Origin of the sequence: Stenotrophomonas humi (assembly GCF_001431415.1) — a bacterium.
Lineage (GTDB): Bacteria > Pseudomonadota > Gammaproteobacteria > Xanthomonadales > Xanthomonadaceae > Stenotrophomonas > Stenotrophomonas humi.
In genome coordinates, this window is the sequence record NZ_LDJI01000011.1 from 1 (window position 1) to 25,210 (window position 25,210).

General features: G+C 64.6%; 24 protein-coding genes. 21 read left to right on the forward strand and 3 right to left on the reverse strand.

Features of this window, described 5'->3' with window-relative positions; translation table 11 throughout:
• Positions 1 to 353 (reverse strand): TonB-dependent receptor plug domain-containing protein (locus tag ABB26_RS05690; protein WP_057632716.1); only part of this gene is annotated, 353 nt, incomplete at its 3' end.
• Between the two features lie 308 nt (positions 354 to 661).
• Here ABB26_RS05690 and ABB26_RS05695 point away from each other — a divergent pair.
• A complete protein-coding gene (locus ABB26_RS05695) occupies positions 662 to 2,539 on the forward strand; it encodes an ABC-F family ATP-binding cassette domain-containing protein (protein WP_057632717.1) in 1,878 nt (625 codons plus the stop codon).
• A gap of 161 nt (positions 2,540 to 2,700) precedes the next feature.
• Here ABB26_RS05695 and ABB26_RS05700 read toward each other — a convergent pair whose 3' ends face one another.
• Positions 2,701 to 3,576: a LysR family transcriptional regulator gene (locus tag ABB26_RS05700; RefSeq protein ID WP_057632718.1), complete on the reverse strand. Its 876-nt coding sequence runs from the start codon at positions 3,574 to 3,576 to the stop codon at positions 2,701 to 2,703.
• 165 nt (positions 3,577 to 3,741) lie between these two features.
• Between ABB26_RS05700 and blaCESS the strand changes: the two genes are divergently transcribed.
• The 3 genes from blaCESS (at position 3,742) to ABB26_RS05715 (ending at position 8,339) form a co-directional block, all read left to right on the forward strand.
• Positions 3,742 to 4,632, forward strand: coding sequence for a CESS family extended-spectrum class A beta-lactamase (gene blaCESS / locus ABB26_RS05705; protein WP_057632719.1), 891 nt, complete (start codon positions 3,742 to 3,744; stop codon positions 4,630 to 4,632).
• Between the two features lie 206 nt (positions 4,633 to 4,838).
• Entirely contained in the window at positions 4,839 to 7,478 is a 2,640-nt protein-coding gene (locus ABB26_RS05710; protein WP_057632720.1) for a serine/threonine-protein kinase, read from the forward strand.
• Positions 7,479 to 7,712: 234 nt separating this feature from the next.
• Positions 7,713 to 8,339 carry a hypothetical protein gene (locus ABB26_RS05715; protein WP_083490701.1) on the forward strand — a complete coding sequence of 209 codons (627 nt, stop codon included), beginning with the start codon at positions 7,713 to 7,715 and terminating at the stop codon, positions 8,337 to 8,339.
• Between the two features lie 52 nt (positions 8,340 to 8,391).
• On the opposite strand, the gene ABB26_RS05720 is transcribed toward ABB26_RS05715, so the two are convergent.
• Positions 8,392 to 9,327 (reverse strand): DUF3011 domain-containing protein, encoded by a 936-nt coding sequence (locus ABB26_RS05720; RefSeq protein WP_057632721.1) that lies wholly within the window; start codon positions 9,325 to 9,327, stop codon positions 8,392 to 8,394.
• A 187-nt stretch (positions 9,328 to 9,514) separates the two neighbouring features.
• Between ABB26_RS05720 and aspS the strand changes: the two genes are divergently transcribed.
• The 17 genes from aspS to queC all read left to right on the forward strand — a co-directional run bounded on the left by aspS (position 9,515) and on the right by queC (position 25,188).
• Positions 9,515 to 11,269, forward strand: a complete 1,755-nt coding sequence (gene aspS / locus ABB26_RS05725) for an aspartate--tRNA ligase (RefSeq protein ID WP_057632722.1) — start codon at positions 9,515 to 9,517, stop codon at positions 11,267 to 11,269.
• Positions 11,270 to 11,394: 125 nt separating this feature from the next.
• Positions 11,395 to 11,913, forward strand: a complete 519-nt coding sequence (locus tag ABB26_RS05730; protein ID WP_211261941.1) for a GNAT family N-acetyltransferase — start codon at positions 11,395 to 11,397, stop codon at positions 11,911 to 11,913.
• Between the two features lie 297 nt (positions 11,914 to 12,210).
• The gene (locus tag ABB26_RS05735; protein ID WP_057632724.1) at positions 12,211 to 12,861 is read left to right on the forward strand and encodes an esterase/lipase family protein; all 651 of its coding nucleotides are present in this window, start codon (positions 12,211 to 12,213) and stop codon (positions 12,859 to 12,861) included.
• Between the two features lie 64 nt (positions 12,862 to 12,925).
• Positions 12,926 to 13,654, forward strand: a complete 729-nt coding sequence (locus ABB26_RS05740) for a YebC/PmpR family DNA-binding transcriptional regulator (protein ID WP_057632725.1) — start codon at positions 12,926 to 12,928, stop codon at positions 13,652 to 13,654.
• A gap of 67 nt (positions 13,655 to 13,721) precedes the next feature.
• The gene (ruvC, locus tag ABB26_RS05745; protein ID WP_057632726.1) at positions 13,722 to 14,243 is read left to right on the forward strand and encodes a crossover junction endodeoxyribonuclease RuvC; all 522 of its coding nucleotides are present in this window, start codon (positions 13,722 to 13,724) and stop codon (positions 14,241 to 14,243) included.
• Between the two features lie 10 nt (positions 14,244 to 14,253).
• Complete coding sequence (gene ruvA, locus ABB26_RS05750) at positions 14,254 to 14,841, forward strand: Holliday junction branch migration protein RuvA (protein WP_057632727.1); 588 nt, start codon at positions 14,254 to 14,256, stop codon at positions 14,839 to 14,841.
• Positions 14,842 to 14,879: 38 nt separating this feature from the next.
• Positions 14,880 to 16,796 carry a potassium transporter Kup gene (locus ABB26_RS05755; RefSeq protein WP_057632728.1) on the forward strand — a complete coding sequence of 639 codons (1,917 nt, stop codon included), beginning with the start codon at positions 14,880 to 14,882 and terminating at the stop codon, positions 16,794 to 16,796.
• A gap of 135 nt (positions 16,797 to 16,931) precedes the next feature.
• Positions 16,932 to 17,969, forward strand: coding sequence for a Holliday junction branch migration DNA helicase RuvB (gene ruvB / locus ABB26_RS05760; RefSeq protein ID WP_057632729.1), 1,038 nt, complete (start codon positions 16,932 to 16,934; stop codon positions 17,967 to 17,969).
• Positions 17,962 to 18,384: a tol-pal system-associated acyl-CoA thioesterase gene (ybgC, locus tag ABB26_RS05765; RefSeq protein ID WP_057632730.1), complete on the forward strand. Its 423-nt coding sequence runs from the start codon at positions 17,962 to 17,964 to the stop codon at positions 18,382 to 18,384. The genes ruvB and ybgC overlap by 8 nt, the downstream gene beginning before the upstream one ends.
• A gap of 20 nt (positions 18,385 to 18,404) precedes the next feature.
• On the forward strand, positions 18,405 to 19,184 hold the full coding sequence (tolQ, locus tag ABB26_RS05770) for a protein TolQ (protein ID WP_057632731.1): 780 nt from the start codon (positions 18,405 to 18,407) through the stop codon (positions 19,182 to 19,184).
• A 38-nt stretch (positions 19,185 to 19,222) separates the two neighbouring features.
• Entirely contained in the window at positions 19,223 to 19,651 is a 429-nt protein-coding gene (gene tolR, locus ABB26_RS05775) for a protein TolR (protein ID WP_057632732.1), read from the forward strand.
• Entirely contained in the window at positions 19,641 to 20,714 is a 1,074-nt protein-coding gene (gene tolA, locus ABB26_RS05780; RefSeq protein WP_057632733.1) for a cell envelope integrity protein TolA, read from the forward strand. The genes tolR and tolA overlap by 11 nt, the downstream gene beginning before the upstream one ends.
• 173 nt (positions 20,715 to 20,887) lie before the next feature.
• Complete coding sequence (gene tolB, locus ABB26_RS05785; RefSeq protein WP_057632734.1) at positions 20,888 to 22,207, forward strand: Tol-Pal system beta propeller repeat protein TolB; 1,320 nt, start codon at positions 20,888 to 20,890, stop codon at positions 22,205 to 22,207.
• A gap of 65 nt (positions 22,208 to 22,272) precedes the next feature.
• The gene (pal, locus tag ABB26_RS05790) at positions 22,273 to 22,791 is read left to right on the forward strand and encodes a peptidoglycan-associated lipoprotein Pal (protein WP_057632735.1); all 519 of its coding nucleotides are present in this window, start codon (positions 22,273 to 22,275) and stop codon (positions 22,789 to 22,791) included.
• Positions 22,792 to 22,794: 3 nt separating this feature from the next.
• The gene (gene ybgF / locus ABB26_RS05795) at positions 22,795 to 23,601 is read left to right on the forward strand and encodes a tol-pal system protein YbgF (protein WP_057632736.1); all 807 of its coding nucleotides are present in this window, start codon (positions 22,795 to 22,797) and stop codon (positions 23,599 to 23,601) included.
• Between the two features lie 40 nt (positions 23,602 to 23,641).
• Entirely contained in the window at positions 23,642 to 24,331 is a 690-nt protein-coding gene (gene queE, locus ABB26_RS05800) for a 7-carboxy-7-deazaguanine synthase QueE (protein ID WP_057632737.1), read from the forward strand.
• A gap of 191 nt (positions 24,332 to 24,522) precedes the next feature.
• Positions 24,523 to 25,188, forward strand: a complete 666-nt coding sequence (queC, locus tag ABB26_RS05805; RefSeq protein WP_057632738.1) for a 7-cyano-7-deazaguanine synthase QueC — start codon at positions 24,523 to 24,525, stop codon at positions 25,186 to 25,188.
• The last annotated feature ends 22 nt before the right edge of the window (positions 25,189 to 25,210 follow it).

The following is a 25,210-nucleotide window of genomic DNA, read 5'->3' on the forward strand; positions in this document are numbered from 1 at the left end:
TGGCGGCGCTTGCCGTTGACCAGCACCAGCACCTGGTCCGGTGACAGGCCGCGCAGCTGCGCCGGGCGCACGCCACTGGTGCCGTCGGTCAGGGCCGGGCGCGGGAAGTTCAGCGAGGGCAGGGCACGCGACAGTGCTGTGGCAAGCTCCGAGGTGCCGGTGGACTGCAGCGCTTCGGGGGTGATGATGTCGATGGGCGACTGCGACTCGGCCACGGTGCGGTCCGCCACACGGGTACCGGTGACGATGACGGTATCTAGGGTTTTGGCGCCGGACTGGGCGAGCGCGGGGACGGCGGGGGAGGCGAGTGCGATGGCAATGGCGACAGCGAGCGTACTGGACGAACGGTTCATCAGATTGCAGCTCCGGTATGGAAAGGCGCACTGGCGAGGGGGAAGGGGTCGCCGTTGCGGTGGTGCGCCATTACGGATTAATGGAAATTTTACTTTCTGTCAAACCGGGAGTGCATCGCTAAATTGTTGCTTTTGAAAGCATTTTTTCGCGAAAACACCGGGCCATGGCAGGAGAAGTGATGTCCAGCGGCTAAATCCGTTGGGGTTTTGTGCGCGCGGGAAGTCAGTCAAGTATTCGTTAACGCTAGAATCGCGTCGCAGGAATGCTGCTCACTTGCACATTCCGTTTCGTTATAACGGACCTATTCATGATTGCCCTTCGTAATTTCGCCCTTCGCCGGGGCGAGCGCCTGCTGTTGTCCAATGTCGACCTCACCCTGCATGCCGGCTACCGCGTGGGCGTGGTGGGCCGTAACGGTGCGGGTAAATCCAGCCTGTTTGCCGCCGTGCGCGGTGAGCTGGAAGCCGACAAGGGCGACGTGTCGTTGCCGGGCAAGATCCGCATTGCCGACGTTGCCCAGGAGACCCCGGCGCTGCCGGATCGCGCCATCGACTACGTGCTTGGTGGTGACGACGAAGTAGCAGCCGTACTCAATGAAGAAGCGGCGGCCGCTGCACGCGAAGACTGGGAGGCCGTTGCCAACGCCCACCAGAAAATGGCCGAGCTCAACGCGTATGACGCCGAGGCCCGCGCCGGCAAGCTGCTGCATGGTCTGGGCTTCCCGGCCGATACCCATTCGCGCCCGGTGGCGGCGTTCTCCGGCGGCTGGCGTGCGCGACTGAATCTGGCGCGCGCGCTGATGATGCCAAGCGATCTGCTGCTGCTCGACGAACCCACCAACCACCTTGATCTGGACGCGGTGTACTGGCTGGAACAGTGGTTGCTCAAGTACCCGGGCACGCTGCTGCTGATCTCGCATGACCGCGAGTTCCTCGACAACGTCGCCACGCACACGCTGCACCTGCACAGCGGCACCGCCAAGCTTTACGTCGGTGGTTACACCGACTTCGAGCGCCAGCGTGCCGAGCACCTGCGCCAGCAGCAGATCACCCACGAAAAGGAACAGGCCGAGCGCGCCCACCTGCAGAGCTTCATCGACCGCTTCAAGGCGCAGGCGAGCAAGGCCACGCAGGCGCAGAGCCGCATGAAGCGCCTGGCCAAGATGGCCGGCACCGAAGCGGTGCGTGCCGAGCGTGAGTTCCGCATCGAGTTCTCGCCGCCGGCCAAGCTGCCGTTCTCGTTGATCCGTCTGGACCACGTCAATGCCGGTTATGGCGATGATGCGGTGATCCTGAAGAATGTTGGTTTCGGCCTGGAAGCGGGCCAGCGCGTGGGCCTGCTCGGTCCCAACGGCGCGGGCAAGACCACGCTGGTGAAAACCCTGGTGGGCGATCTGCAGCCCTTGACCGGTGAGCGCAACGCGCACCCGGACATGAAGATCGGCTACTTCGCCCAGCACACGGTGGAATCGCTGCGCGAAGGCGCCACGGCGATGGATCACTTCCGCGACATGGACCCGGACGGCATCAACCAGAACTTCCGTGATTTCCTCGGCAAGTGGAACTTCCCGGGTGATCGCGCGTTCGAGCCGGTGGATGGTTTCTCCGGTGGTGAGCGTGCGCGTCTGGCGCTGGCGTTGATCGCCTGGCAGCAGCCCAACGTACTGCTGCTCGACGAACCGACCAACCACCTTGACCTGGAAATGCGCGAAGCACTGGCCGAAGCGTTGGCCCTGTTTGAGGGCGCCATCGTCATGGTCTCGCACGATCGCCATCTGATCGGCCTGGTCTGCGATACGTTCTGGCGTGTGGCCGATGGTGTGGTTGAACCGTTTGCCGGCGACCTGGACGAATACGCCGCATGGCTGCGCACTCGTGCCAGCGCGCAGGGCTCACGCAACAAGGCTGACCGTACCGAGAAGGTTGAACTGCCCACGCCGGTGCAGGTGGTTGCGCCGGTGAAGCCGTCTTCCGGCAAGAAGCCGGTCAACCCGCACAAGCTGGAAGCGGCCGAGAAGAAGGTTGAACAGCTGGGTGCGTCCTTGGCCGATGTCGATGCCCAGCTCGCCGACCCGGCCAACTACGCTGACAGCGCCAAGATGACCCGCCTCGGCGGCGAGCGCGATGTGCTCGCGCAGCAGCTGGAACAGGCCGAAGCGGCCTGGATGGAGATGCTGGAGGACTGAGGTCAATGAGGCCGTCACAATCCACCCTTCTCCCGCCTGTGGGGTGAGAAGGGCAGTTCACCAATCCCCGGTTCGTTGCCCATCGAACGCCCTTGCGCCAGCGCAAGGGCCGGGGTGCGGAGCAGGGGCTAGGGCGGCGGTAGCTTTTCAGGCTTGTAGCCCTAAAGCCCCAGCCCCTCCTGCGCCAACAACCACTGCCGGAACCTTCGAAGCGGCTCGCGTTCGTTGCGTGAGCGAAGGCGCGTAAGCCAATAGCGCCCCAGCGTCAGCGTCTGCGCGAACGGCTGCAGCAGGCGGCCTTCTGCCAGTTCCTGCTCGAACATGCGCAACGGCAACAAGGCCACGCCCGCGCCGCCGGTCGCCGCACTGGCCAGCGCCAGTGACGAATCGAACACCGGCCCGCGTGCTTCCACGCCCGCCACGCCCGCTGCCTGCAGCCAGCGCGGCCACTCATCATTGCGGTAGGAGCGTAGCAACGGCAGTGCGCCAAGATCACGTGGCTGCCTGAGCCTGCGTGCCAAGGCCGGCGCGCACAGCGGCGCGAACGGTGCATCGACGATGGCGGTGCAGTCCTGTCCCTGCCAATCCCCATCGCCAAAACGAATTGCCAGATCCAGACCTTCGCCGGCCAGGTCGATACGGTTGTTGTGGGTCTGCAGGCGCAGCTCGATGTCTGGATGTGCCGCTTCGAAACCCGCCAGCCGGGGCAGCAGCCAGCCGGTGGCAAAGGTGCCAACCACACCCACGGTAAGCACGTCCCGGAAGCTGCCGCCGGTGAAGCGATCCAGCGCGATCGCAATGCGATCAAACGATTCAGTGAGCACCGGATATAGCGCCGCACCTTCATCGGTGAGCGCCACCCCGCGCGGCAGGCGATGGAACAGACTGACCTGCAGGCGATCTTCCAATGATCGGATCTGGTGGCTCAACGCCGCTTGGCTGACGCATAGCTCCAGCGCGGCGCGAGTGAAATTCAGGTGCCGGGCAGCGGCCTCGAAGGCGCGCAGGGCATTGAGCGGAAGTTGGGGGCGGATCATGCTGAGCCATTACGAAGGGTGATGGACGAAGCCATTATTCCGCCTTAAGTGGTCGAATATCGGTATGAGTGGCAAATTTATCTAATGGCTCTCGCTGAAATTTCGCGCTGGTAGCCGCTCGTCAGGGCTCCCGATAATCGGCTCACCCAATCAAGGAGCGTCCCCATGTTTGCCCGTCGTCAGTTCTTGAAGTTTGGTGGTGCTGCCCTGGCCAGCGCGGTTGCGATGCCCGTCATGGCGCAGCTGGCTGCTGCAACTGCGGCGGCGCCCACCGCCCGTGACTTCACGGCGCTGGAAGCCGAAAGCGGCGGCCGTCTGGGGGTGTGCCTGTGGCACCCCGCCAGCGGTGCGCGCTACGGCCACCGCATGGATGAGCGTTTCCCGATGTGCAGTACCTTCAAGTTCCTGCTCTCGGCAGCGGTGCTGCATCGCGCCGATCATGGCCAGTTGTCGTTGGATCAGCGCGTGCCGGTGCGCGCTGCGGACATCATCAATCATTCACCAGGCACCGAGCGCCATGTCGGCAAAGACATGACCGTGCGTGACCTGTGCCGCACCACCATGGTCACCAGCGACAACGCCGCTGCCAATCTGCTGCTGCCGCTGGTCGGTGAGCCCGCCGGACTCACCACGTTCCTGCGTGCGCAGGGCGATGCGATCACGGTTACCGCGCGCTATGAGCCGGACGCTAATCGGTTTGCGGTAGGCGACCCGCGCGACACCACCAGCCCGGCAGCGATGGCCGGTAACCTGCAACGTTTCGTGCTGGGTGATGCGCTCAGTCCGGCCTCGCGCCAGCAGTTGGCCGACTGGCTCATCGACAACGAAACCGGCGACGCGCGTCTGCGCGCGGGCCTGCCGCAAGGCTGGCGGGTAGGCGACAAAACCGGCAGCAATGGCAAGGACGCCACCAACGACATCGCGGTGCTGTGGCCCGAAGCAGGCGGTACGCCATGGTTGCTGGCCAGCTATCTGCAGGGCTCGCCACTGGACGATGACGGCCGCAATGGCATCCTGCGCCGCGTGGGCGAGCTTGCGAGCGCGCGACTGCGTTGACGGGTACAGCACCTGTTTGCGCGGCGGTGAATCCATCGCAGAGCACGGCCGCTGATGCGGCCATGCATGTCGAACTCGTAAGAGATGCCGATGTCGTGCGCAGTCTTGACGATCCAGCTGCGCGGCCGCGTCGAATTCAGTAGAACGCCCGCTATCATCGTCCCGGGAAGCGCGACACGACACCGCCGTGCGCAGCAGGGGGAAAGATGGATCGTGACAGCTGGCAGCAGGTGCGCAGGCTTTTCGATGCCGTGTGCGAGTTCGAGCCATCGCAATGGCAGTCCGAGCTGGCGCGACGGAGCATCGATCCGCATGTCATCGCCGAAACGTTGGAACTGCTGCAGGCGCAGACGCGCGATCTTGGCAGTGCGCGTGCGCCGCTGGAACACCTGCTCACCGCCTCGATGGCATCGGAGCTGACGGAGGGTGACACCGTTGGCCCATGGCGTTTATGCAGTCGCCTGGCCAGTGGTGGCATGGGCATCGTGTTCCGCGCCGAACGCGGTGATGGTCTGTATGTGCAGGACGTGGCGGTCAAGTTCCTGCAGGGCGAACCCGGCCCGCGTGTGTCCGAGCGCCTGGCGGCGGAGCGGCGCATTCTCGCCGGCCTGCAGCATCCCAACATCGCCCGCTTGTATGACGGTGGTACCACGCCGGGCGGGCATCCCTATCTGGTGATGGAATACATCCATGGCGAGCCGCTGGATGTGTACTGCGCGCGGCACAAACTGGATTTGCGCCAGCGCCTCGATCTGTTCCTGAAGATATGCAGCGCCGTGCAGGCCGCGCACGCACGGCTGGTGCTCCATTGCGATCTCAAGCCTTCCAATATCCTGGTGCGTGCGGATGGCGAGCCGGTGCTGCTGGACTTCGGTGTATCGCGCCTGCTCGATGGCGGCGATGGTCAGGTGCGGGCGCAGTTTTTCACGCCGGCGTATGCATCGCCGGAGCTTCAGGCTGGCCATGCCGTAGGTGTTGCCAGTGATGTGTTCAGTCTTGGTGCGGTGTTGGCCGAGTTGCTGGCTGGCAAGCGCGGCAGGCGTGGCAGTAGCGATGCAGGCAAGGCCGTGTCGCCGCCCGGCGCGTTGGCGGGCGCGGACTGTACCTGGGCGCGCGCGCTGCGCGGTGACCTGGATGCCATTGTGGTGCGCGCCGGTGCTTTGCCACCGGAGCAGCGCTATCCGTCGGTGGAAGCGCTGGCGGCGGATGTCGTGCGCTGGCAGCAGCATCGTCCCGTGCAGGCGCGCGGTGGTGGACGCGGCTATCGCGGCGGTCGCTGGCTGCGTCGCAACTGGCGTGGCGTGAGCATGTTGTTGGCGGTGTTGCTGCTGGCAGCTTGGTTTGTGTGGCGTTTGGCCGAAGCCCACCGTGCCGCAGAGCGCGAAGCCAAGGTGGCCGAGCAGGTGAGTGCTTTCATGGTGTCGATGTTCGAGGCCGCTGATCCCCGCGCGAAGGGCTTGCGTGGCGGTGAGAGCATTTCGGCCCGTGAGGTGTTGGAACGCGCCGCCACCCGAATCGATGAAGAGCTGGATGCTTCCCCCGACGTGCGTGCGCGGCTGAAGGGCACCATCGGCCTGGCCTACCGCAACAGTGGCGATCTGGTGCGTGCCGAGCCGTTGATGCTGGAAGCGGCCGAAGCGATGGCGGCCAATGGCGGTGACCGCAATCTTGATGAAGCGGCCAAGCTGTTCAATCTGATGGCGGGCAGCTTTGCCAACAACCGAAACGGCGCCGAGGGCACTCGACTGGCGCAGCGCGCCTTGGCCTTGCTGGGCAAGCAACCTGCCGACAGCTTCCGTGTGGCGCAGTCATACAATTCGCTGGGTTTGTCGCAGTTGTCCGAGCAACGTTATGACGCTGCCGAGGCAGCTTTCCGTCAGGCCTTGCAGCGGCACGAGCTGGCCGGGCGCGATCAGTTCATCGGCGTCACTCTGGATAACCTCGGCATGATGTATCGCCGCAGGGGTGACCTGCAGGCCTCGGCGGCGGCATTCGATCGCTCCACGCCGATGTTCAGGCGCATGTTCGGCGAGATGTCCTACGAATTCTGGTCGAGCAATACCGAGCGCGCGTTGATGCTGCTGGATCGCGGCGATCTGGATGACGCCATTGCCACACTGGAAGCCAACCTGGCACGAGCGCCGAAGATTTTTGGCGAGCACAGCGTCTATTTCATCAGCGAGAACAACCGCCTGGCGCTGGCGTTGATTCGCAAGGGGCAGTTCGAGCGCGCGCGGCCGTATGTCGCCACCGCACTGCGACAGTCGGCGCAGGTGATGGGCGAGGACAGCTACAACTACTCGTTGATGTTGGAAACCGCCGCCATGCTCGCCGCTGCCACGGGTGATACCGCCAACGCTGAAGCGGATTACCGGCGGATGCTGGCGACCCGCGCCGCGGCGATTGGCCGAGACCATCCCGACACGCTTGATGCGACCTTGCAGCTGGGTTTGTTTCTCACCCGGCAGGGCAGGGCCGAGGGCGACGCGCTGGTGCAACATGCCCATCAGCAGTGGTTGGCGCGCATTCCTGCCGACAGCGCCAACGGCATCCGCGTCCGCCAGGGTTGGGCCGAATGGTTGTTGGCCAAGGGGCGGCTGGATGATGCAGCGGCAACCCTGGCTGCCTTGCAGCCGGTTGTTGCCAGCAGCCCGTATGCCGCAATCAACCAGAAGATTCTGCAAGCGAGGTTGGCGGAATCGCGCGGCGCAACGACGGACGCGGTAGCGCATTGGCAGCAAGTGGTGACATCGGCAGAAGCACTCTACGGCAAGGATTCGGCGTTGACCGCGCTGTGGGAGAACACTTTGGTAGGAGCGCAAAAAGGCCTTCCAGCAGTGCATTGAGCGCGCATGTCAGCGAGTTTGGTTTGCCGACCTATCTGGGGAATGGTGGGATCGTGGAGCTGCACCCGCAACAGCGTTTCCTGCCTGAGCTTTCGGGTCCGGATGGGCGAGTGTTCCGGGTGGCGTTTGATCTCCCCCGACCGGTCGCCTTGCCATAGGCGTCGTGGGGCGACATCCCGGCCGCTGCTGCTCGGCTGGCTTGCCTGCTGACGGGCCAGCGGCTACGGTCGGGTCATGAACAACAGACCTTTCTCCCTAGTGTTGTGTGCGTTGGCGGCAGCCGGTGCGTTTGTTTCCACTCCTGCAGAGGCGCAGGGCAGCGTCGGCCCGGTTGCGGCCGACCAGTTCATGGCCACGTTGGCCAGCCACTGCGGCCAGGCATTTGCCGGCCGCATCATCAACAACCTGCCGGCCTCGACCACGCCGGATGCCTTTGATGGCAAGACGCTGGTGATGCATGTGCGGGGCTGTGACGCACCCGAGCGCGAGCTGCGCGTGCCCTTCCATGTGGGTGACGATCATTCCCGCACCTGGGTGCTGAGCCGCACCGGCAACGGCCTGCGTTTGAAGCACGACCATCGGCACGAAGACGGCACGCCCGATGCGGTGACGATGTATGGCGGCGACACGGTCGATGCCGGCACCGCTGCGCGTCAGGCGTTTCCGGTGGACGCCGAATCCGTGGCGATGTTCGAGCGCGAAGGCATGAATGCATCGCTCAACAACACCTGGGCCATGGAAGTGGAGCAGGGCAAGCGTTTCGTCTACGAACTTTCGCGCCCGGGTGGCCGCTTGTTCCAGGTTGAGTTCGACCTGAGCCAGCCGGTGGCGTTGCCCCCGGCGCCGTGGGGCGCGCAGTAACCAACAAGAAGGGCGCCGATCAGGCGCCCTTCTGCTTCATGTCCCAGCGTGCTCAGCGCGTACCGAAGCGCGCGCGGCAACCGCTGTTCACCCACAGGCTGTTACCGCTGTAACCCCAGTTGCGGCCCTCGACGCACTGCGTGCTGGACAGTTGCTGGACGATGACCGGCCGGCCCTGGCGGCGATCCCAGGCGCAGGAGCGCATGCGATTGCCGTCGCTGGCGCAGTCGACGATGTAGTTGGAATTGCCGCCACCGCCCCAGCCGCTGCCATTGCGGGCTTCGGCGAACTCGCCCCGGCAACCGCCGCTGACCCAGATCGTGCCGTTGCCGCTGCGCCAGTTGCGACCTTCAACGCAGCGGGTATCGGAGAGCTGGCGCACCAGCACGGCACCCCTGCGCCAGCCGGTGTTGCAGGTCTGCGGGCGGTTGCTGTTGCTTTCGCAACGGAGGGTGCCGTTGTTGCCGCCTGGGCCACCGCCCCAATTGCCACCGTTGCGGCCTTCGGCGAATTCGCCGCGACAGCCGCCATTGACCCAGATCGTGCCGTTGCCACTGCCCCAGTTGCGGCCCTCGATACAGCGGGTATCGGAGAGCTGGCGTACCAGCACGGCGTCCCGGCGCCAGCCGGTGCGGCAGGTCTGCTGACGGCCACTGTTGCTCTCACAGCGGATGTTGCCGTTGTTGCCGTTGCCACCGACGGCATTGCCCCGGCCTTGGGCAAATTCGCCACGGCAACCGCCGTTGACCCAGATCGTGCCGTTGCCGGTACCCCAGTTGCGGCCTTCGATACAGCGCGTGTCGGACAGCTGGCGCACCAGAATGGCGTCGCGCCAACCGGTATTGCACACCTGCTGGCGATTGCTGTTGCTTTCGCAGCGGATCGTGCCGGCCTGGGCCATGAGGCTGGTTTGGGCGGCAGCCGGGGGGATGATCAAGGCCAGCGGCAGCGCGGCCAGCAGGCTGGTGAGCAGGAAGCGGCAGTTCATGGCGATGGCCCTGTTCAGGTTTTGGACGCGGCACTATAGGATCAATCCCGCTTAAAACGACGTGACTGACCACAGGATTTGCCCCAGCCCCCGCGCGGCCGCAAAATACCGGGCTTGTCCGGCCTTCGGCTGGCGTAAAACCTTTACCGGCGCGCCCTGTGCGTCGGCATCCCCTGCGGAGTTTTCCATGCGTACCCATTTCTGCGGCCTGGTCGATGAGACCTTGATCGGCCAAACCGTGACCCTCGCCGGCTGGACCGACGTTGCCCGTAACCTCGGCGGCGTCTGCTTCATCGATCTGCGCGATCACGAGGGCATCGTCCAGGTCACCGTCGAGCCCGACAACGCCGAGGTGTTCGCGGTCGCCGCCAGCCTGGGTTATGAGGATGTGCTGCAGGTTGAAGGTGTGGTGCGTGCGCGCCATGCGGTCAACGACAAGATCCGCAGTGGCAAGGTGGAAGTCATCGCCACGCGCATCACCATTCTCAACAAGGCCGCGCCGCTGCCGTTCCACGCGCATGAGAATCCGGGCGAAGAAACCCGCCTGAAGTACCGCTACCTGGACCTGCGCCGCCCGGAAATGCAGCGCATGCAGCGCACCCGCATCAAGCTGGTGCAGGCGCTGCGCCGCCATCTGGACGCTCGCAGCTTCCAGGACATCGAAACCCCGATCCTGACCAAGGCCACCCCGGAAGGCGCGCGCGACTTCCTGGTGCCGGCGCGCATGCACCCGGGCGAGTTCTATGCCCTGCCGCAGAGCCCGCAGCTGTTCAAGCAGATCCTGATGGTGGCCGGCTTCGACCGTTACTACCAGATCGCCCGCTGCTTCCGTGACGAAGCGCTGCGCGCCGACCGCCAGCTGGAATTCACCCAGCTGGACATGGAGTTCGCGTTCGTGCGCGAGCGTGACGTGCAGGATTTCGTCGAGGACATGATCCGCTCGATCTTCAAGGAAGTGGTCGACGTCGAACTGGCCTCCGAGTTCCCGCGCATGACCTGGGCCGAGGCGATGCGTCGCTACGGTTCGGACAAGCCGGACCTGCGCATCGCGCTGGAGCTGGTGGACGTGGCCGAGCTGGTCAAGGGCAGCGAGTTCCCGGTGTTCACCGCTGCTGCCAATGACGCCGACGGCCGCGTGGTCGCACTGCGCATCCCCGGTGGTGCGTCGCTGAGCCGCAAGCAGATCGACGAATACGCCGCCCACGCCGCCAAGTACGGCGCCAAGGGCTTGGCTTACATCAAGCTTGGCGACAACGGTGAGATCAGCTCGCCGATCCAGAAATTCTTCGCGGAAGATGCCTTCGCTGCACTGCTCAAGCACGTCGGTGCCGGCAACGGCGACATCGTGTTCTTCGGTGCCGGTGGCTACAGCAAGGTGTCCGACTTCATGGGTGCGCTGCGCCTGAAGGCCGGCAAGGACTTCAACCTGGTCGCCGCCGGTTGGGCGCCGTTGTGGGTTACCGACTTCCCGATGTTCGAGTGGGACGAGGAGGCGCAGCGCTACGTGGCCCTGCACCATCCCTTCACCGCCCCGGCCGTGGACGATGTGGCGGACCTGCGCGCGCATGCCAAGACGGCGGTGTCGCGTGGTTACGACATGGTGCTCAACGGCAACGAGATCGGTGGCGGCTCCATCCGTATCCACCGTCCGGAAATGCAGAGCGCGGTGTTCGAACTGCTGGGCATCGATGCCGAGGAAGCGCGTGCCAAGTTCGGCTTCCTGCTGGATGCACTGAACTACGGCGCGCCGCCGCACGGCGGTATCGCCTTCGGTATCGACCGTATCGCGGCGCTGATGGCCGGCACCGAGTCCATCCGCGACGTCATCCCGTTCCCGAAGACCACCGGCGCGCAGTGCCTGATGACCGACGCCCCGTCGCCGATCGCCGATGTGCAGCTGGCTGAAGTGCATATCCAGGTCCGGCCGAAGGCCAAGGACTGAGCCGGGATCAACCAGGCGTGAGAATGCCGCTCCCTTCTCCCGGTTACGGGAGAAGGTGCCCGGAGGGCGGATGAGGGCGCCGTGCTGTGGTTGTTCCTCTTCCTCCTCTTTTTCGCACTCCTGACCTGATGAACATCCGTCGCGCGACCCCCACTGACGCTGCACTGTTGTGCGAGTTGGCCGAACGTACCTTCGTGGAGACGTTCGGTCATCTGTATCCGCCGCAGGATCTGGCCGACTATCTGGATAGTGCTTATCCGGTGGCCTTGCAGCGGCAGCAGCTGGAATCGGGCGAATACGCGGCGTGGCTGCTGGAAGTGGACGGGCAGGCGGCGGGCTTCGCTTTCGCCGGCCCCTGCGGCTTGCCGCATGCCGACGTGCAGGCCGGTGACGGTGAGTTGAAACGTCTGTACGTGCTGCGTGATCAACAGAATGGTGGCCGGGGCGGGCAGTTGTTTGCCGCCGCGCTGCAATGGCTGGAGTCGCGCGGCGGCGCGCTGTGGATTGGCGTGTGGTCGGAGAACTTCGGCGCCCAGCGTTTCTATGGCCGCCATGGTTTCGAGCAGGTGGGGGCCTACGAATTCCCGGTGGGCCGGGTGCGTGACAAAGAGTTCATCCTGCGCCGACCGGCCCAGGCGCGTTAGGCGCACCAGGCAGCTGTATTGCCGGGGCATGCTCGGCAGCAGGTACTCAGGAAGCGCAACGCGCCCTGTGCCGTCTTCATATCCCGCGGAAAGCCGCTCTCCCCAATCCCTGCCTTCGTTACGCGAAAGGCAGAGCGGGGCATGTGCTTGAGCGAGGACATTGACGCTTTTCACTCCCGGCCTTTCGTGCAACGAAGGGCCGGCGGACAGGGCGAGCTTTTCGCACCTCTCCGCTGCGAATGCAATCCCACCATTCTCTGCTTGGCGTCCACCCCCGGCATCAGACAGACTGCATCCATGTCGCCATCCCCCAAGCGCCATCCCCGCGTCCTGTTGCTGCACGGCATCTGGAACACCCGCTCGTGGCTGATTCCGCTGGCGTGGCGTCTGCGTACGCAGGGCTTCCAGGTCGAAATCTTCGGATACCCCAGTGTTTCCGGCGGGCCGGATGTTGCCGTGCCGCTGTTGCTGGAACGTCTGCGCGGCGGCGGGCCGATCAGTCTGGTGGGGCATAGCCTCGGTGGACTGGTCGCGCTGGAGGCGCTGCGCCAGGCGCCGGAGCTGGAGGTGCCTCGCGTGGTCTGCCTGGGGTCGCCGTTGTGTGGCAGCGAAACCGCACGCAGCCTGGCGGACCACGGCTGGTCGGCCGCGCTCGGCCGTAGCGGTGATCTGCTGCAGCATGGGTTGCCGGGTTGGAGCGGCCCGGCGCAGGTGGGCCTGATCGCCGGCTCGGTCGCCCATGGGCTGGGCGCCTTGATGGGGGCATTGCATGGCGATTCGGACGGCACGGTTGCCTTGTCCGAAACCTGCCTGGCCGGCCTGGCCGACCACTGCATCGTGCCGGCCAGCCACAGCGGGCTGGTGCTTTCCCATGAGGTGGCCGGGCTGACCGCTGCCTTCCTGAGGCAGGGGCGGTTTCCGAGCGAGGCGGTCCGTCGCGCGTCGTAACGGGCCCGAGCCGGGGGATCAGGTAGAATTCGCGTCCTGTTCCTGACAGATGTACGGCATTCCCATGGGTAGAGGTCCTTCCATCGAAGGTCGCAAAAACGCGTCTGACGCGAAGCGCGGCAAGATTTTCACCAAGATCATCCGTGAGATCAGCGTTGCTGCTCGCGGCGGTGGAGGCGACCCAAACAACAACCCACGGCTGCGCGTGGCCATGGACAAGGGCCTGAGCGCCAACATGTCCAAGGACGTGATCGAGCGCGCCATCAAGAAAGCCACCGGCGAGCTTGAAGGCGTCGAGTACGAGGAGATCCGGTACGAGGGTTACGCCCCGGGCGGCGTGGCGGTCATTGTTGACTGCCTCACCGACAACCGTGTGCGTACCGTGGCCGACGTGCGCCATGCCTTCAGCAAGTGCGGCGGCAACATGGGTACCGAAGGTTCGGTGGCTTTCATGTTCAAGCGTCTGGGCGTGCTGAGTTACGCGCCGGGTGCCGATGAGGAAAAGATCACCGAAGCGGCCATCGAGGCGGGTGCCGATGACATTGCGGTGTATCCGGAAGATGGCTCCATCGACGTGATCACCGCGCCGGATGCATTCCAGTCGGTGAAGGACGCGATGGATGCCGCAGGTCTGCCTAGCGACCACGCTGAAATCACTTTCCGCGCGGAGAACGACATCGTCGTGGACGCGGACACCGCGCCGCAGGTCCGCAAGCTGCTGGACATGCTTGAGGACCTGGACGACGTGCAGGACGTGTATTCCAACGTCGACCAGGCCAGCCTGGAAGGCTGATCCAGTCCCGGCAGATGAGACGGTGCACTGCGATGCTGTGCGCCGTCTTTCTTCCACAGGCCCCGACATGACCCGCATCCTCGGCATCGACCCCGGTTCACAACGCACCGGCGTCGGCATCATCGACATTGATGCCAGCGGCAAGGCACGGCATGTCCACCATTGCCCGCTGGTGCTGCTGGGCGCTGCCGATTTCCCGCAGCGGTTGAAGCTGCTGGCGCACGGGTTGCATGCGTTGATCGAGGAATACCAGCCGCAGGAAGTGGCCATCGAAAGAGTGTTCATGGCCAAGAACGCCGATTCGGCGTTGAAGCTGGGCCAGGCACGCGGTGCCGCGGTGTGTGCGGTGGTGATGCGCGACCTGCCGGTCAGCGAATACGCCGCCACCGAGATCAAACTGGCGGTGGTCGGTCGGGGTGGTGCGGAGAAGCAGCAGGTGCAGCACATGGTCGGGTTGATGCTCAACCTGCAGGGCAAGTTGCAGGCCGATGCCGCCGATGCGCTGGCAGTGGCCATTACCCACGCGCATGTGCGCGCCACCGCCAACCGGCTGGGCGTGGACGTGCGTCAGGCATGGAGTCGGAAATGAGGTTTTTAGGATGATTGGACGACTGCGCGGCATCCTCGCCTACAAGGCACCGCCGTGGCTGGTGATCGACGTCAATGGTGTCGGTTACGAGCTGGAAGCGCCGATGAGTACGTTCTACGACCTGCCTGATGTCGGTCGCGAGGTCATTCTGTTCACCCACTACGCACAGAAGGAGGACAGCGTCTCGCTGTATGGCTTCCTGCGTGAGGGCGAGCGACGCTTGTTCCGCGACGTGCAGAAGGTCTCGGGCATCGGTGCCAAGATCGCGCTGGCGGTGTTGTCCGGGGTCAGCGTCGACGAGTTCGCGCGTCTGATCCAGAGCGGCGACATCACCGCGCTGACCCGCATTCCCGGCATCGGTAAGAAGACCGCCGAGCGTATGGTGGTGGAACTGCGCGATCGCGCAGCCAATTTCACCGGTGGCGGCGCCCCCATCGCCGGGCAACTGGGCAACGACCCGGTGTCCGAGGCGACGGTGGCTTTGCAGCAACTGGGCTATAAACCGGCCGAAGCAGCAAAGATGGCGCGTGACGCGGAAGCCGATGGCGATGATGTCGCCATGGTGATCCGCAAAGCGCTGCAGGCTGCGCTGCGCTGAACCCTTCCACGGCTGCTTGACGCCAACCCGAGATCGCCATGTCCCACGCTTCCTCCGCCCCTGAATCCAGTGGGCATCACGTCAGTCATGGCCCCGCAGGGGGCATGGCGCTGGTCATCGGCGCCATCGGTGTCGTGTTCGGTGATATCGGCACCAGCCCGCTGTACACCCTGAAGGAGGCGTTCTCGCCGCACTACGGGCTCAACAGCGATCACGACACCGTGCTGGGCGTGTTGTCGCTGGCGTTCTGGGCGTTGAACATGGTGGTCACGCTCAAGTACGTGACCATCATCATGCGCGCCGACAACGACGGCGAGGGCGGCATCATGGCGCTGATGGCGTTGGCCCAGCGCACCCTGCGCAACGGTTCGCGCACGGCATATGTGGTGGGCATCCTCGGGATTTTCGGTGCCTCGCTGTTCTTCGGCGATGGCGTGATCACGCCGGCCATTTCCGTGCTGGGCGCGGTGGAGGGCTTGAAGGTGGCGGCGCCGGGGCTGGGACACTTCGTGGTGCCGATCACCCTGGTGGTGCTGGCCGCGGTGTTCGCCGCGCAACGTTTCGGTACCGAGAAGGTCGGCAAAGTGTTCGGGCCGGTGATGATCATCTGGTTCCTGTCGCTGGCTGCCATCGGCATCTACAACGTGATCGGCACGCCGGAAGTGCTCAAGGCGTTCAACCCGATGTGGGCCGCGCGCTTCTTCGTGGAGCATGGCTGGCACGGCATCTTCATCTTCGGCGCGGTGGTGCTGGCAGTCACCGGCGGCGAGGCGCTGTATGCGGACATGGGCCATTTCGGCGTGCCGCCGATCCGCCATGCCTGGTACTTCTTCATCCTGCCGTGCCTGGTGCTGAACTACCTGGGGCAGGGCGCACTGGTGCTGGAGCGGCCGGACGCGGTGGTCAACCCGTTCTTCGAGGCAGTGCCGCAATGGGCGCTGTACCCGATGATCATCCTGGCCACGATGGCAGCGGTGATCGCCAGTCAGTCGGTGATCACCGGCGCGTTCTCGGTGTCGCGCCAGGCCATGCAGCTGGGTTACATCCCACGCATGCGCATCCTGCATACCTCGCACGACACCATCGGCCAGATCTACATTCCCGGCATCAACTGGGGCCTGGCGGTGCTGGTGTTCGGTCTGGTGCTGGCGTTCCAGAGTTCGAGCAACCTGGCCGTGGCCTATGGCATCTCGGTGTCGGGCACGATGCTGATCGACACCTTGCTGCTGGCACTGGTGGCACGCGCGCTGTGGCCGCGGGCGCATCACGGCATCCTGGCCCTGTGCGTGCTGTTCTTCATCATCGACCTGTGCTTCGTGATCGCCAATGGCGCCAAGCTGCTGCAGGGCGCCTGGTTCCCGGTGGTGCTGGGCCTGGTGCTGTTCACGATGATGCGCACCTGGCGGCGCGGTCGTGAGCTGCTGCGTGATGAAATCCGCAAGGACGGCATCCGCCTGGACACGTTCCTGCCGGGGCTGATGCTGGCACCGCCGGTGCGGGTGCCGGGTACCGCCATCTTCCTGACCGCCGACCCGGCTGTGGTGCCGCATGCGCTGATGCACAACCTCAAGCACAACAAGGTGCTGCACGAGCGCAATGTATTCCTGCATGTGGAAACCCTGCCGGTGCCGTATGCGGCGGAAGGGCAGCGTTTGAAGATTGAATCGGTGGGCGATGATTTCCACCGCATCTACATCCGCTTTGGCTTCATGGAGACGCCGGACGTGCCGTTGGCGCTGATGCGCTCGTGCGACCACGGTGGCATCTACTTCGACCCGATGGACACCACGTATTTCGCCAGCCGCGAGACCATCGTGGCCAGCGCCAACCGTGGCATGCCGATCTGGCGCGACAAGCTGTTCGCCTTCATGCATCGCAACGCCGCCCCGGCCACCGGTTTCTTCCGCATTCCGGGTAACCGTCTGGTTGAGTTGGGCGCGCAGGTCGAGATCTGACCGACAGGAGCGAACGGAAAGGGTGATGAGTGAGAAGGGCAGCCGCAACGCGGTGGCGTCGCGGTTCGCGAGGCCGCTGAGGCTTCGTCTCACTTCTCACCCCTATTCACCCGCTTCTGGCTTTAACATAGCCGGATGACTGACAACCGCATCATCGGCGCTGGCGCCACCCGCGAAGACGAGGTGGCCGACGCCAGCATCCGTCCGCGCAGCCTTGCCGACTACCTCGGCCAGGCGCCGGTGCGCGAGCAGTTGGACATCTTCATCCAGGCCGCCAAATCCCGTCGCGAGGCGCTGGATCACGTCCTGATCTTCGGTCCGCCCGGTCTGGGCAAGACCACGCTCAGCCATGTCATCGCCAACGAATTGGGGGTGAGCCTGCGGGTGACCTCTGGTCCGGTGATCGAAAAGGCGGGAGATCTCGCGGCGCTGTTGACCAACCTGCAGCCGCATGACGTGTTGTTCATCGACGAAATCCACCGTCTCTCGCCGGTGGTCGAGGAAGTGCTGTACCCGGCGATGGAAGATTTCCAGATCGACATCATGATCGGCGAGGGCCCTGCTGCACGTTCGATCAAGCTCGACCTGCCACCGTTCACCCTGATCGGCGCCACCACCCGCGCCGGGCTGCTGACCGCGCCGCTGCGCGACCGCTTCGGCATCGTGCAGCGCCTGGAGTTCTATTCGGCCGAGGAGTTGACCCGCATCGTGCGGCGTTCGGCCGGCATTCTCGGCATTGATTGCAGCGCCGAAGGCGCGGGCGAGATCGCCCGCCGCGCGCGTGGCACGCCGCGTATCGCCAACCGCCTGCTGCGCCGCGTGCGCGACTATGCCCAGGTCAAGGCCAGTGGTCATATCGACCATGCCGTGGCGCAGGCCGCGATGCATATGCTCAAGGTGGACCCGGAAGGCTTCGACGAGCTGGACCGCCGCCTGCTGCGCACGATGGTGGAATATTTCGATGGCGGCCCGGTCGGCATCGAGTCGCTGGCGGCGGCGCTTTCCGAAGAACGCGGCACGCTGGAAGACGTGGTCGAGCCGTATCTGATCCAGCAGGGCTTCCTGGTGCGCACCGCGCGCGGCCGCATGGCCACACATAAGGCCTACCGCCACATGGGGCTCAAGCCCAGGGCCGCGCCGACGGATCTGTTCGCGGAACAAGCCGATGAGTGAGCCCCGGTTCAGTTGGCCGACACGCATTTACTGGGAAGATACCGACGCCGGTGGGGTGGTCTACCACGCCCGCTATGTCGCCTTCATGGAAAGGGCACGCACCGAATGGATGCGCGCCCTGGGCTATGGACAGGAGTCCATGCGCAGTGGCGGCGGCCAGGTGTTCGTGGTTCGTGCCATGACCCTGGATTTCCTCAAGCCTGCCAAACTGGACGATGTGCTGACCATCACGGTGGAACTGGCGCAGTGCCGGCGGGCAAGTCTGCTGATGGAGCAGGCGGTGTTGCGCGGGGACGAAGTGCTGGTCACCGCGCAGGTACGCCTGGCTGCGGTGGGTGCCGTGGATTTCCGCCCGCAAGCCATTGATGACACGCTGTACGCAACGCTCAAACCCCTACAAACCAAACTCGCGTAAGTAAGACTGAGGAAGATCGGATGATCGCTTTGCTTCTGGCCCTGCAGGCCACCGTAACCGAGGCTTTGCCGGCGGATGTCAGCGCCGCCGCCGCGCAGACCGTTGCGCAGGCCAGCCATGGCGGTGGCATCAACTATCTGGACCTGATGATCAAGGCCAGTATCCCGGTCAAGTTGATCGTGCTGCTGCTGCTGGCCGGTTCGTTCATCAGCTGGGTGATCATTTTCCGCAAGGCGCGCGTGTTCAAGGCCGCCGATCGCGAGGCCAGTGACTTCGAGAACCGCTTCTGGTCCGGCGCCGACCTCGGCAAGCTCTACGCTGCAGCCACCGACCGCAACCGTTCGGTGGATGGCCTGGAAGCGATCTTCGAGTCCGGTTTCCGCGAATACACCCGCATGCAGAACCGCCGTGGGCTGGATGGCCGCAGCCAGCTGGAAGGTGCACAGCGCGCCATGCGCACTACCTATGCCCGCGAAGTGGATGGGTTGGAGCGCAACCTCGAGCTGCTGGCCAACATCGGTTCCACCGCGCCTTATGTGGGTCTGGTCGGTACCGTGTTCGGCATCATGGTGACCATGCACGACATGATCAGCAGCGGTGAGCAGGCGGGTATTGCTTCGGTCGCACCGGGTATTTCCGAAGCCTTGTTCGCCACCGCCATCGGCCTGTTCGTCGCCATCCCGGCAGTGTGGGCCTACAACCGTTTCACCACCCGCGTGGAGCGCCTGTCGGTGCGTTATGAAACCTTCGCCGAAGAGTTCAGCTCCATCCTGCAGCGCCAGAGCGGCGCTGACGAGTAAGCGCCTCCGCGCTTTCCTCTGACCGCAGGAGCCCAGACATGACCGCCGCCATACCCCGCCGCAAGCGCCGCAAGCTCAAGTCCGAGATCAACGTCGTGCCGTACATCGACGTGATGTTGGTGCTGCTGATCATCTTCATGGTGACCGCGCCGCTGCTGACGCTCAGTTTTGAAGTCGACCTGCCCAGTTCCACCGCCAAGGCGCTGGAGAGCAAGCAGGACCCGGTGATCGTTTCGGTCCGCGCTGACGGCCAGCTCAGCCTCACGCTGCCCGGCGCCAAGGATCCCGAAGCGATGGACCCCGGTGCGCTGCAGGCGCAGTTGGGCGCGCTGGCGTCGCAGGACAAGAACCTGCGCGTGATCGTGGCCGCCGACAAGACCGTGGCCTATGAAAAGGTCGTGTCCGCCATGGACGTGATCAAGGCTGCAAAGATCGAGAAGGTGGGTCTGGCGACCGATGCACGCTGATTCCCTCCCGCCGCCGCGCGAGTCCAGCAACGAGTGGGGCCTTCCGGTCGTCCTCGCGCTGCTGGTGCATCTGTTGGTGGCAGCGATTTTCATCATTGCCTGGGTGTGGTCGCCTCCGCGCAACACCGAAGCTGCCGCGGGCGATCCGGCGGTAGAAGCGAGCCTGCAGGTGTCCTCGGCCGAAGCCGCGGCTGCGCGGCAGGCGCTGCGCGCTTCGGAAAAACTGCCTGATCTGCCCGTGCCGGTCGAAGAAGTGCCACCTGAGCCGGTGCCGGAAGATACCGTGCCGCCGCCGCAACCCATTCCCGAGCCGCGTCCGCAGGATGCGCCCACGCCGCAGCAGCACAATGCGCAGGAGCGCATCGCGCAGCCGGACAACGTGGACCAGGAGCGCGTCAGCGCCCTGGCGATCTCGCAGGAAAAGGCCAAGCAGGAGCAGGAAGCCAAGCGCCGCCAGGAGCAGATCGACCTCACCGAGCGCAAGCGCGTGGAAGAGGCCGAGCAGAAGCTGCGTCTGGCCAAGCAGCAGGAAGAGGCCGATCGGCAGAAGAAGCTCGCCGACGAGCAGCGCCGGGCTACTGACAGCGCCGAGCAGGAGCGCCAGCAGAAGATCGCCGAGATCCGCCGCAAGCGTGAGCAGGCCGAACGCGAAGCCAAGCTTGCCGAGCAGCGTCTGCGGCAGGTGGCCGATGCCCGCGCACGTGCACAGGGCGCGTCGTCCAGCAGCACCGCCGCCACTGGTCCGGCCTCGCCGTCCCCGGGGCAGGGGGGTACCAGCAATGACGAGATCGCCAAATACGCCGCTGCCATCCAGCAGGCCGTGCTCAATCAATGGGTGCGCCCGGATTCGATTCCGCGTGGCCAGCGTTGCCGCCTGACCATCCGTCAGGTGCCCGGCGGCTCCGTGATCCGGGTCGAGTTCGCCCCCAGCTGCCCATATGACGAGGCAGGGCGCCGCTCGGTGGAGGCCGCCATACTGCGCGCCCAGCCGTTGCCGTACCGTGGATTTGAGAAGGTGTTCCAGCCGAGTCTGAACTTCAACTTCGAAGCGCAGGACCGCTGAATTCGCTGAAGCCTCGTGGGAGCTTGCTGGTTTCACTGGTAACTTCTATGTAACGTCCCCGTGTTCATTTTCGGGGGTGGATTTCACGCGGTATTCGTTCACGATTGCGAAAATGTTCATCCGCCTGCTGCTATCCCTCTTTGCTGCATTCATTCCGTACCGTTGAGCGCCTAATGAAGAAATTGCCTCGCTGGCTGGTCGCCCTCACTGCCCTGTTGTTGCCGCTTGCGGCCATGGCGCAGCAGAAGGGCTTGGAAATCGACATCGTTGGCGGCAACGCCTCGGCGACACCGATCACCGTCGTGCCGATGCCCTACCAAGGTTCTGCCGGCGCGCCGCAGACCGACGTGGCGGCGGTGATCCGCGCCGATCTGGACCGTTCAGGCCAGTTCCGCAACCTGCCGGAGGCGCAGATCGTCGAGCGCCCGACCCGTGGCAGCGAGGTGCAGTACCCGACCTGGCGTGCGCTCAAGCAGGACTATCTGGTGGCTGGACGCGTGCTCGACGCCGGTGCCGGCGCCTACCGCGTGGAGTACGAACTGTTCGACGTGGCCAAGGGTGAGCGCATCCTTGGCCTGGCGATGACCGCACGCTCCAACGCGATGCGCGATGTTTCCCATCAGATGGCCGATGCCATCTATGAAAAGATCCTCGGCGTGCGTGGCGCGTTCTGGACCCGCATCGCCTACATCACCGCCAGCGGCAGCGGCGCCAACATGCGCTATGCACTGATGGTGGCCGATTCGGATGGTTACAACCCGCAGACCATCGTGCGTTCGGCCGAGCCGCTGTTGTCGCCGAGCTGGAGCCCGGATGGCCGCAAGCTGGCTTACGTCAGTTTCGAGCGCGGCAACTCGGCGATCTACATGCAGGACATCGCCACCGGTGCGCGTGAGCTGCTGACCAGCTTCCGTGGCATCAACAGTGCGCCGGCGTTCTCGCCGGATGGCCGCCGTCTTGCCTTGGCGCTGTCGCGCAGCGGCAACCCGGAAATCTATGTCATGGACCTGGGCAGCAAGCAGCTGACCCAGCTGACCAACCACTTCGGCATCGACACCGAGCCGACCTGGGCCGCTGATGGTGGTTCGGTCTACTTCACCTCCGACCGTGGTGGTCGCCCGCAGATCTATCAGGTGGCGGCCAGCGGCGGCAGCGCAAACCGCGTGACCTTCCAGGGCAACTACAACGCCAAGGCCACGGTGTCCTTTGACGGCAAGAAGATCGCAACGGCGCAGGGCGCTGGCAGCAGCTACAAGATCGCGATGATGGACAGCAGCCTGGGCTCCCCGCGCTGGAGCACGCTGTCGCCAGGGTCGCTGGACGAATCACCGAGTTTCGCGCCCAATGCGAGCATGGTGTTGTATGCGGCCCGCGAAGGCGGACGTGGAGTTCTGTACGAAGTGTCTGCTGATGGCCGTGTGCGTCAGCGTCTGGTTCTCGCCGATGGTGATGTACGGGAACCCGCTTGGGGCCCATACCGCACCGCGCGTTGATAAAGTGTTAACATCCGACTCGGATTAATCCCAAAAAATTGGCCCAGGAGCCTCTAGGTATCGCCATGAACAAATCCACTCGTGTTTTGCTCGTTTCGTTGCTGTCCGTCGCCGCTCTGGCCGGCTGCTCGAAGAAGGTCAAAGAACAGCCGGTAGCCCCGCCGGTCGACAACGGTTCGACCACGCAGCCGACCGGTCCGTCCACCTCTGGCCTGTACGGCCCGGGCGACCTCGATACCGACGCTTGCCTGCGTCAGCGCGTTGTTTACTTCGACCTGGACAAGGAAGAAGTGAAGTCGGAGTTCCAGCAGATCATGGCGTGCCACGCCAAGTACCTGCGTGACCGTCCGTCCTCGCGCATCACCCTGCAGGGCAACACCGACGAACGCGGCAGCCGCGCTTACAACCAGGCACTGGGCGAGCGTCGTGGCAACTCCGTGAACTCGGCGCTGCAGGCCAACGGTGGTTCGGCTTCGCAGCTGACCGTCGTGTCCTACGGTGAAGAGCGTCCGGTGTGCACCGAGTCGAACGAGTCCTGCTGGTCGCAGAACCGTCGCGTCGAAATCGTCTACACCGCGCAGTAATCGATGCGTATCGGCATCAATAAACTGATGCTCGTGGTAGCGGCAGCCCTGGTGGCTGCCGCTCCTGCGTATGCTCAGCGGCAGAGTCTGGCTGATCGTGTTGGCGCGCTGGAACAACAGGCCAACAACACGCAGGCCAATACCGACATGCTCAATCAGTTGCAGCAACTGCGTAGCGAAATGCAGACGCTGCAAGGCACGATCGAGCAGCTTCAGCACGAGAACGAACAGCTGAAGAAGAGCAGTCGTGACCTGTATCTGGATCTGGACGGGCGTTTGAACCGCCTGGAAGGCAATGGTGGCACCGATGCCCCCGCGGCATCGGCTGCTCCCGTGCTGCCGGCGAGCAAGCCCGCGGCCGCAAGCAACGAGCGCGCACCGACGGTGCGTGGCGACGCCGGCAGCCTGGCTGCAGCCGGTGACGAACGTGCTGCCTACAACGTGGCGTTCGATGCGTTGAAGGCCGGCAACTATGCGGATTCGGCACAGCTGTTCCAGAGTTTCCTGGAGTTGTACCCGAACGCGGCATATACGCCCAATGCGCTGTATTGGCTGGGCGAAAGCTACTACGCAACACGCAATTTCAAGATGGCGGAGGCGCAGTTCAATGACCTCATCGCCCGTTATCCCACCCACGACAAGGCCGCCGGCGGTTTGCTGAAGCTCGGCCTGTCGCAGTACGGCGAAGGTAATGCCGTGCAGGCCCAGCAGACGCTGGAGCAGGTGGTTTCCCGTTTTCCCGGCAGTGATGCGGCCCGTACCGCCCAGGATCGTTTGCAGTCGATCCGGGTTGGCCAGCAGCTGCGCTGATTGGTACCGGACCGCGGCAACGCGGTGCGGTTGAAGTGAAATGAACTCTCCCGCCGCCGCTGTTCCCAGCGAGATCGTGCAGTCGCCCTTGCCGCGACTGAAGATCACCGAAATTTTCCTGTCCCTGCAGGGTGAGGCCGATACCGTCGGCTGGCCGACCGTGTTCGTGCGCCTGACCGGTTGCCCGTTGCGCTGCAGCTACTGCGATACCGAGTACGCCTTCCACGGCGGCACCTGGTGGGACATCGACGACATCGTCACCGAAGTGTTGAAGCAGGGCGTGCGCCACGTCTGCGTGACCGGCGGTGAGCCGTTGGCACAGAAGCGCTGCCTGATCCTGCTGCAGAAGCTGTGCGATGCCGGCCTGGACGTGTCGCTGGAAACCTCCGGTGCGCTGGATATCGCTGCGGTGGATGCGCGCGTCTCGCGCGTTGTCGACCTGAAGACGCCGGACTCGGCGGAGATGGCGCGCAACCGGCTGGAGAACATTCCACTGTTGACCGCGCGCGACCAGCTCAAGTTCGTGATCTGCAGTCGCAGCGATTACGAATGGGCCAAGACGATGCTGGTCGAACATGGCCTGCCTGCGCGTTGCATGGTGTTGTTCTCGCCCAGCAAATCGCAGGTCAGCGCGCGCGAGCTGGCCGACTGGATCATTGCCGACCGCTTGCCGGTGCGCTTCCAGATGCAGCTGCACAAGCTGCTGTGGGACGACGAACCCGGCCGCTGATACGGGCCGATTGCCGTAGCGCCAAGCGCGGCATCTGCTCGGAATGCACGGGTACGACTTGTACACTTTGTTTCCTGCGGGCGGCTGGCAATGTGCCGATGGTCGCTCGCAACCCCGTGGACTGCTGTCCGCGGCTACATCCCGGCGCGGGACAGCGTGCTGGCTTTGATCCCCCAACCGGATGAAATCCCATGAAGAAAGCAGTCGTGCTTCTTTCCGGCGGCATGGACTCGGCCGCCGTCGTTGCCATTGCCCAGGAACAAGGTTTTGAGGTGTACGCCCTGAGCGTGCGCTATGGCCAGCGGCACACCTCGGAACTGGAGGCCGCCGCGCGCGTGGCCAGTGCGCTCGGCGTTGCCGGGCACAAGGTGGTGGATGTCGACCTGCGCAGCATTGGCGGCTCGGCGCTCACCGCTGACATCGACGTGCCGGAAGCTGGCGGCGAGGGCATCCCGGTGACCTACGTGCCGGCGCGCAACACCATCATGCTGTCCTTGGCATTGGGTTGGGCCGAGGTGCTGGGTGCCAATGACATCTTCTGCGGCGTCAACGCGGTGGATTACTCCGGCTACCCGGATTGCCGCCCGGAGTTCGTGGCAGCGTTCCAGGCGCTGGCCAACCTGGCCACCAAGTCCGGCGTGGAAGGGGCGGGCATCGTTGTCCATGCGCCACTGCAGTACCTGAGCAAGGCGCAGATTGCCGCCGAGGGCCAGCGGCTGGGCGTGGACTTCGGGCTGACCGTGTCCTGCTACCAGGCGGATGCAGAGGGACGTGCCTGTGGTCACTGCGATGCCTGCCGTCTGCGCGCGGAAGGTTTCGGCGCAGCGGGCATGGCAGATCCCACGCGTTACGTCTGAATTCCGATTTTCCGATTCTTGC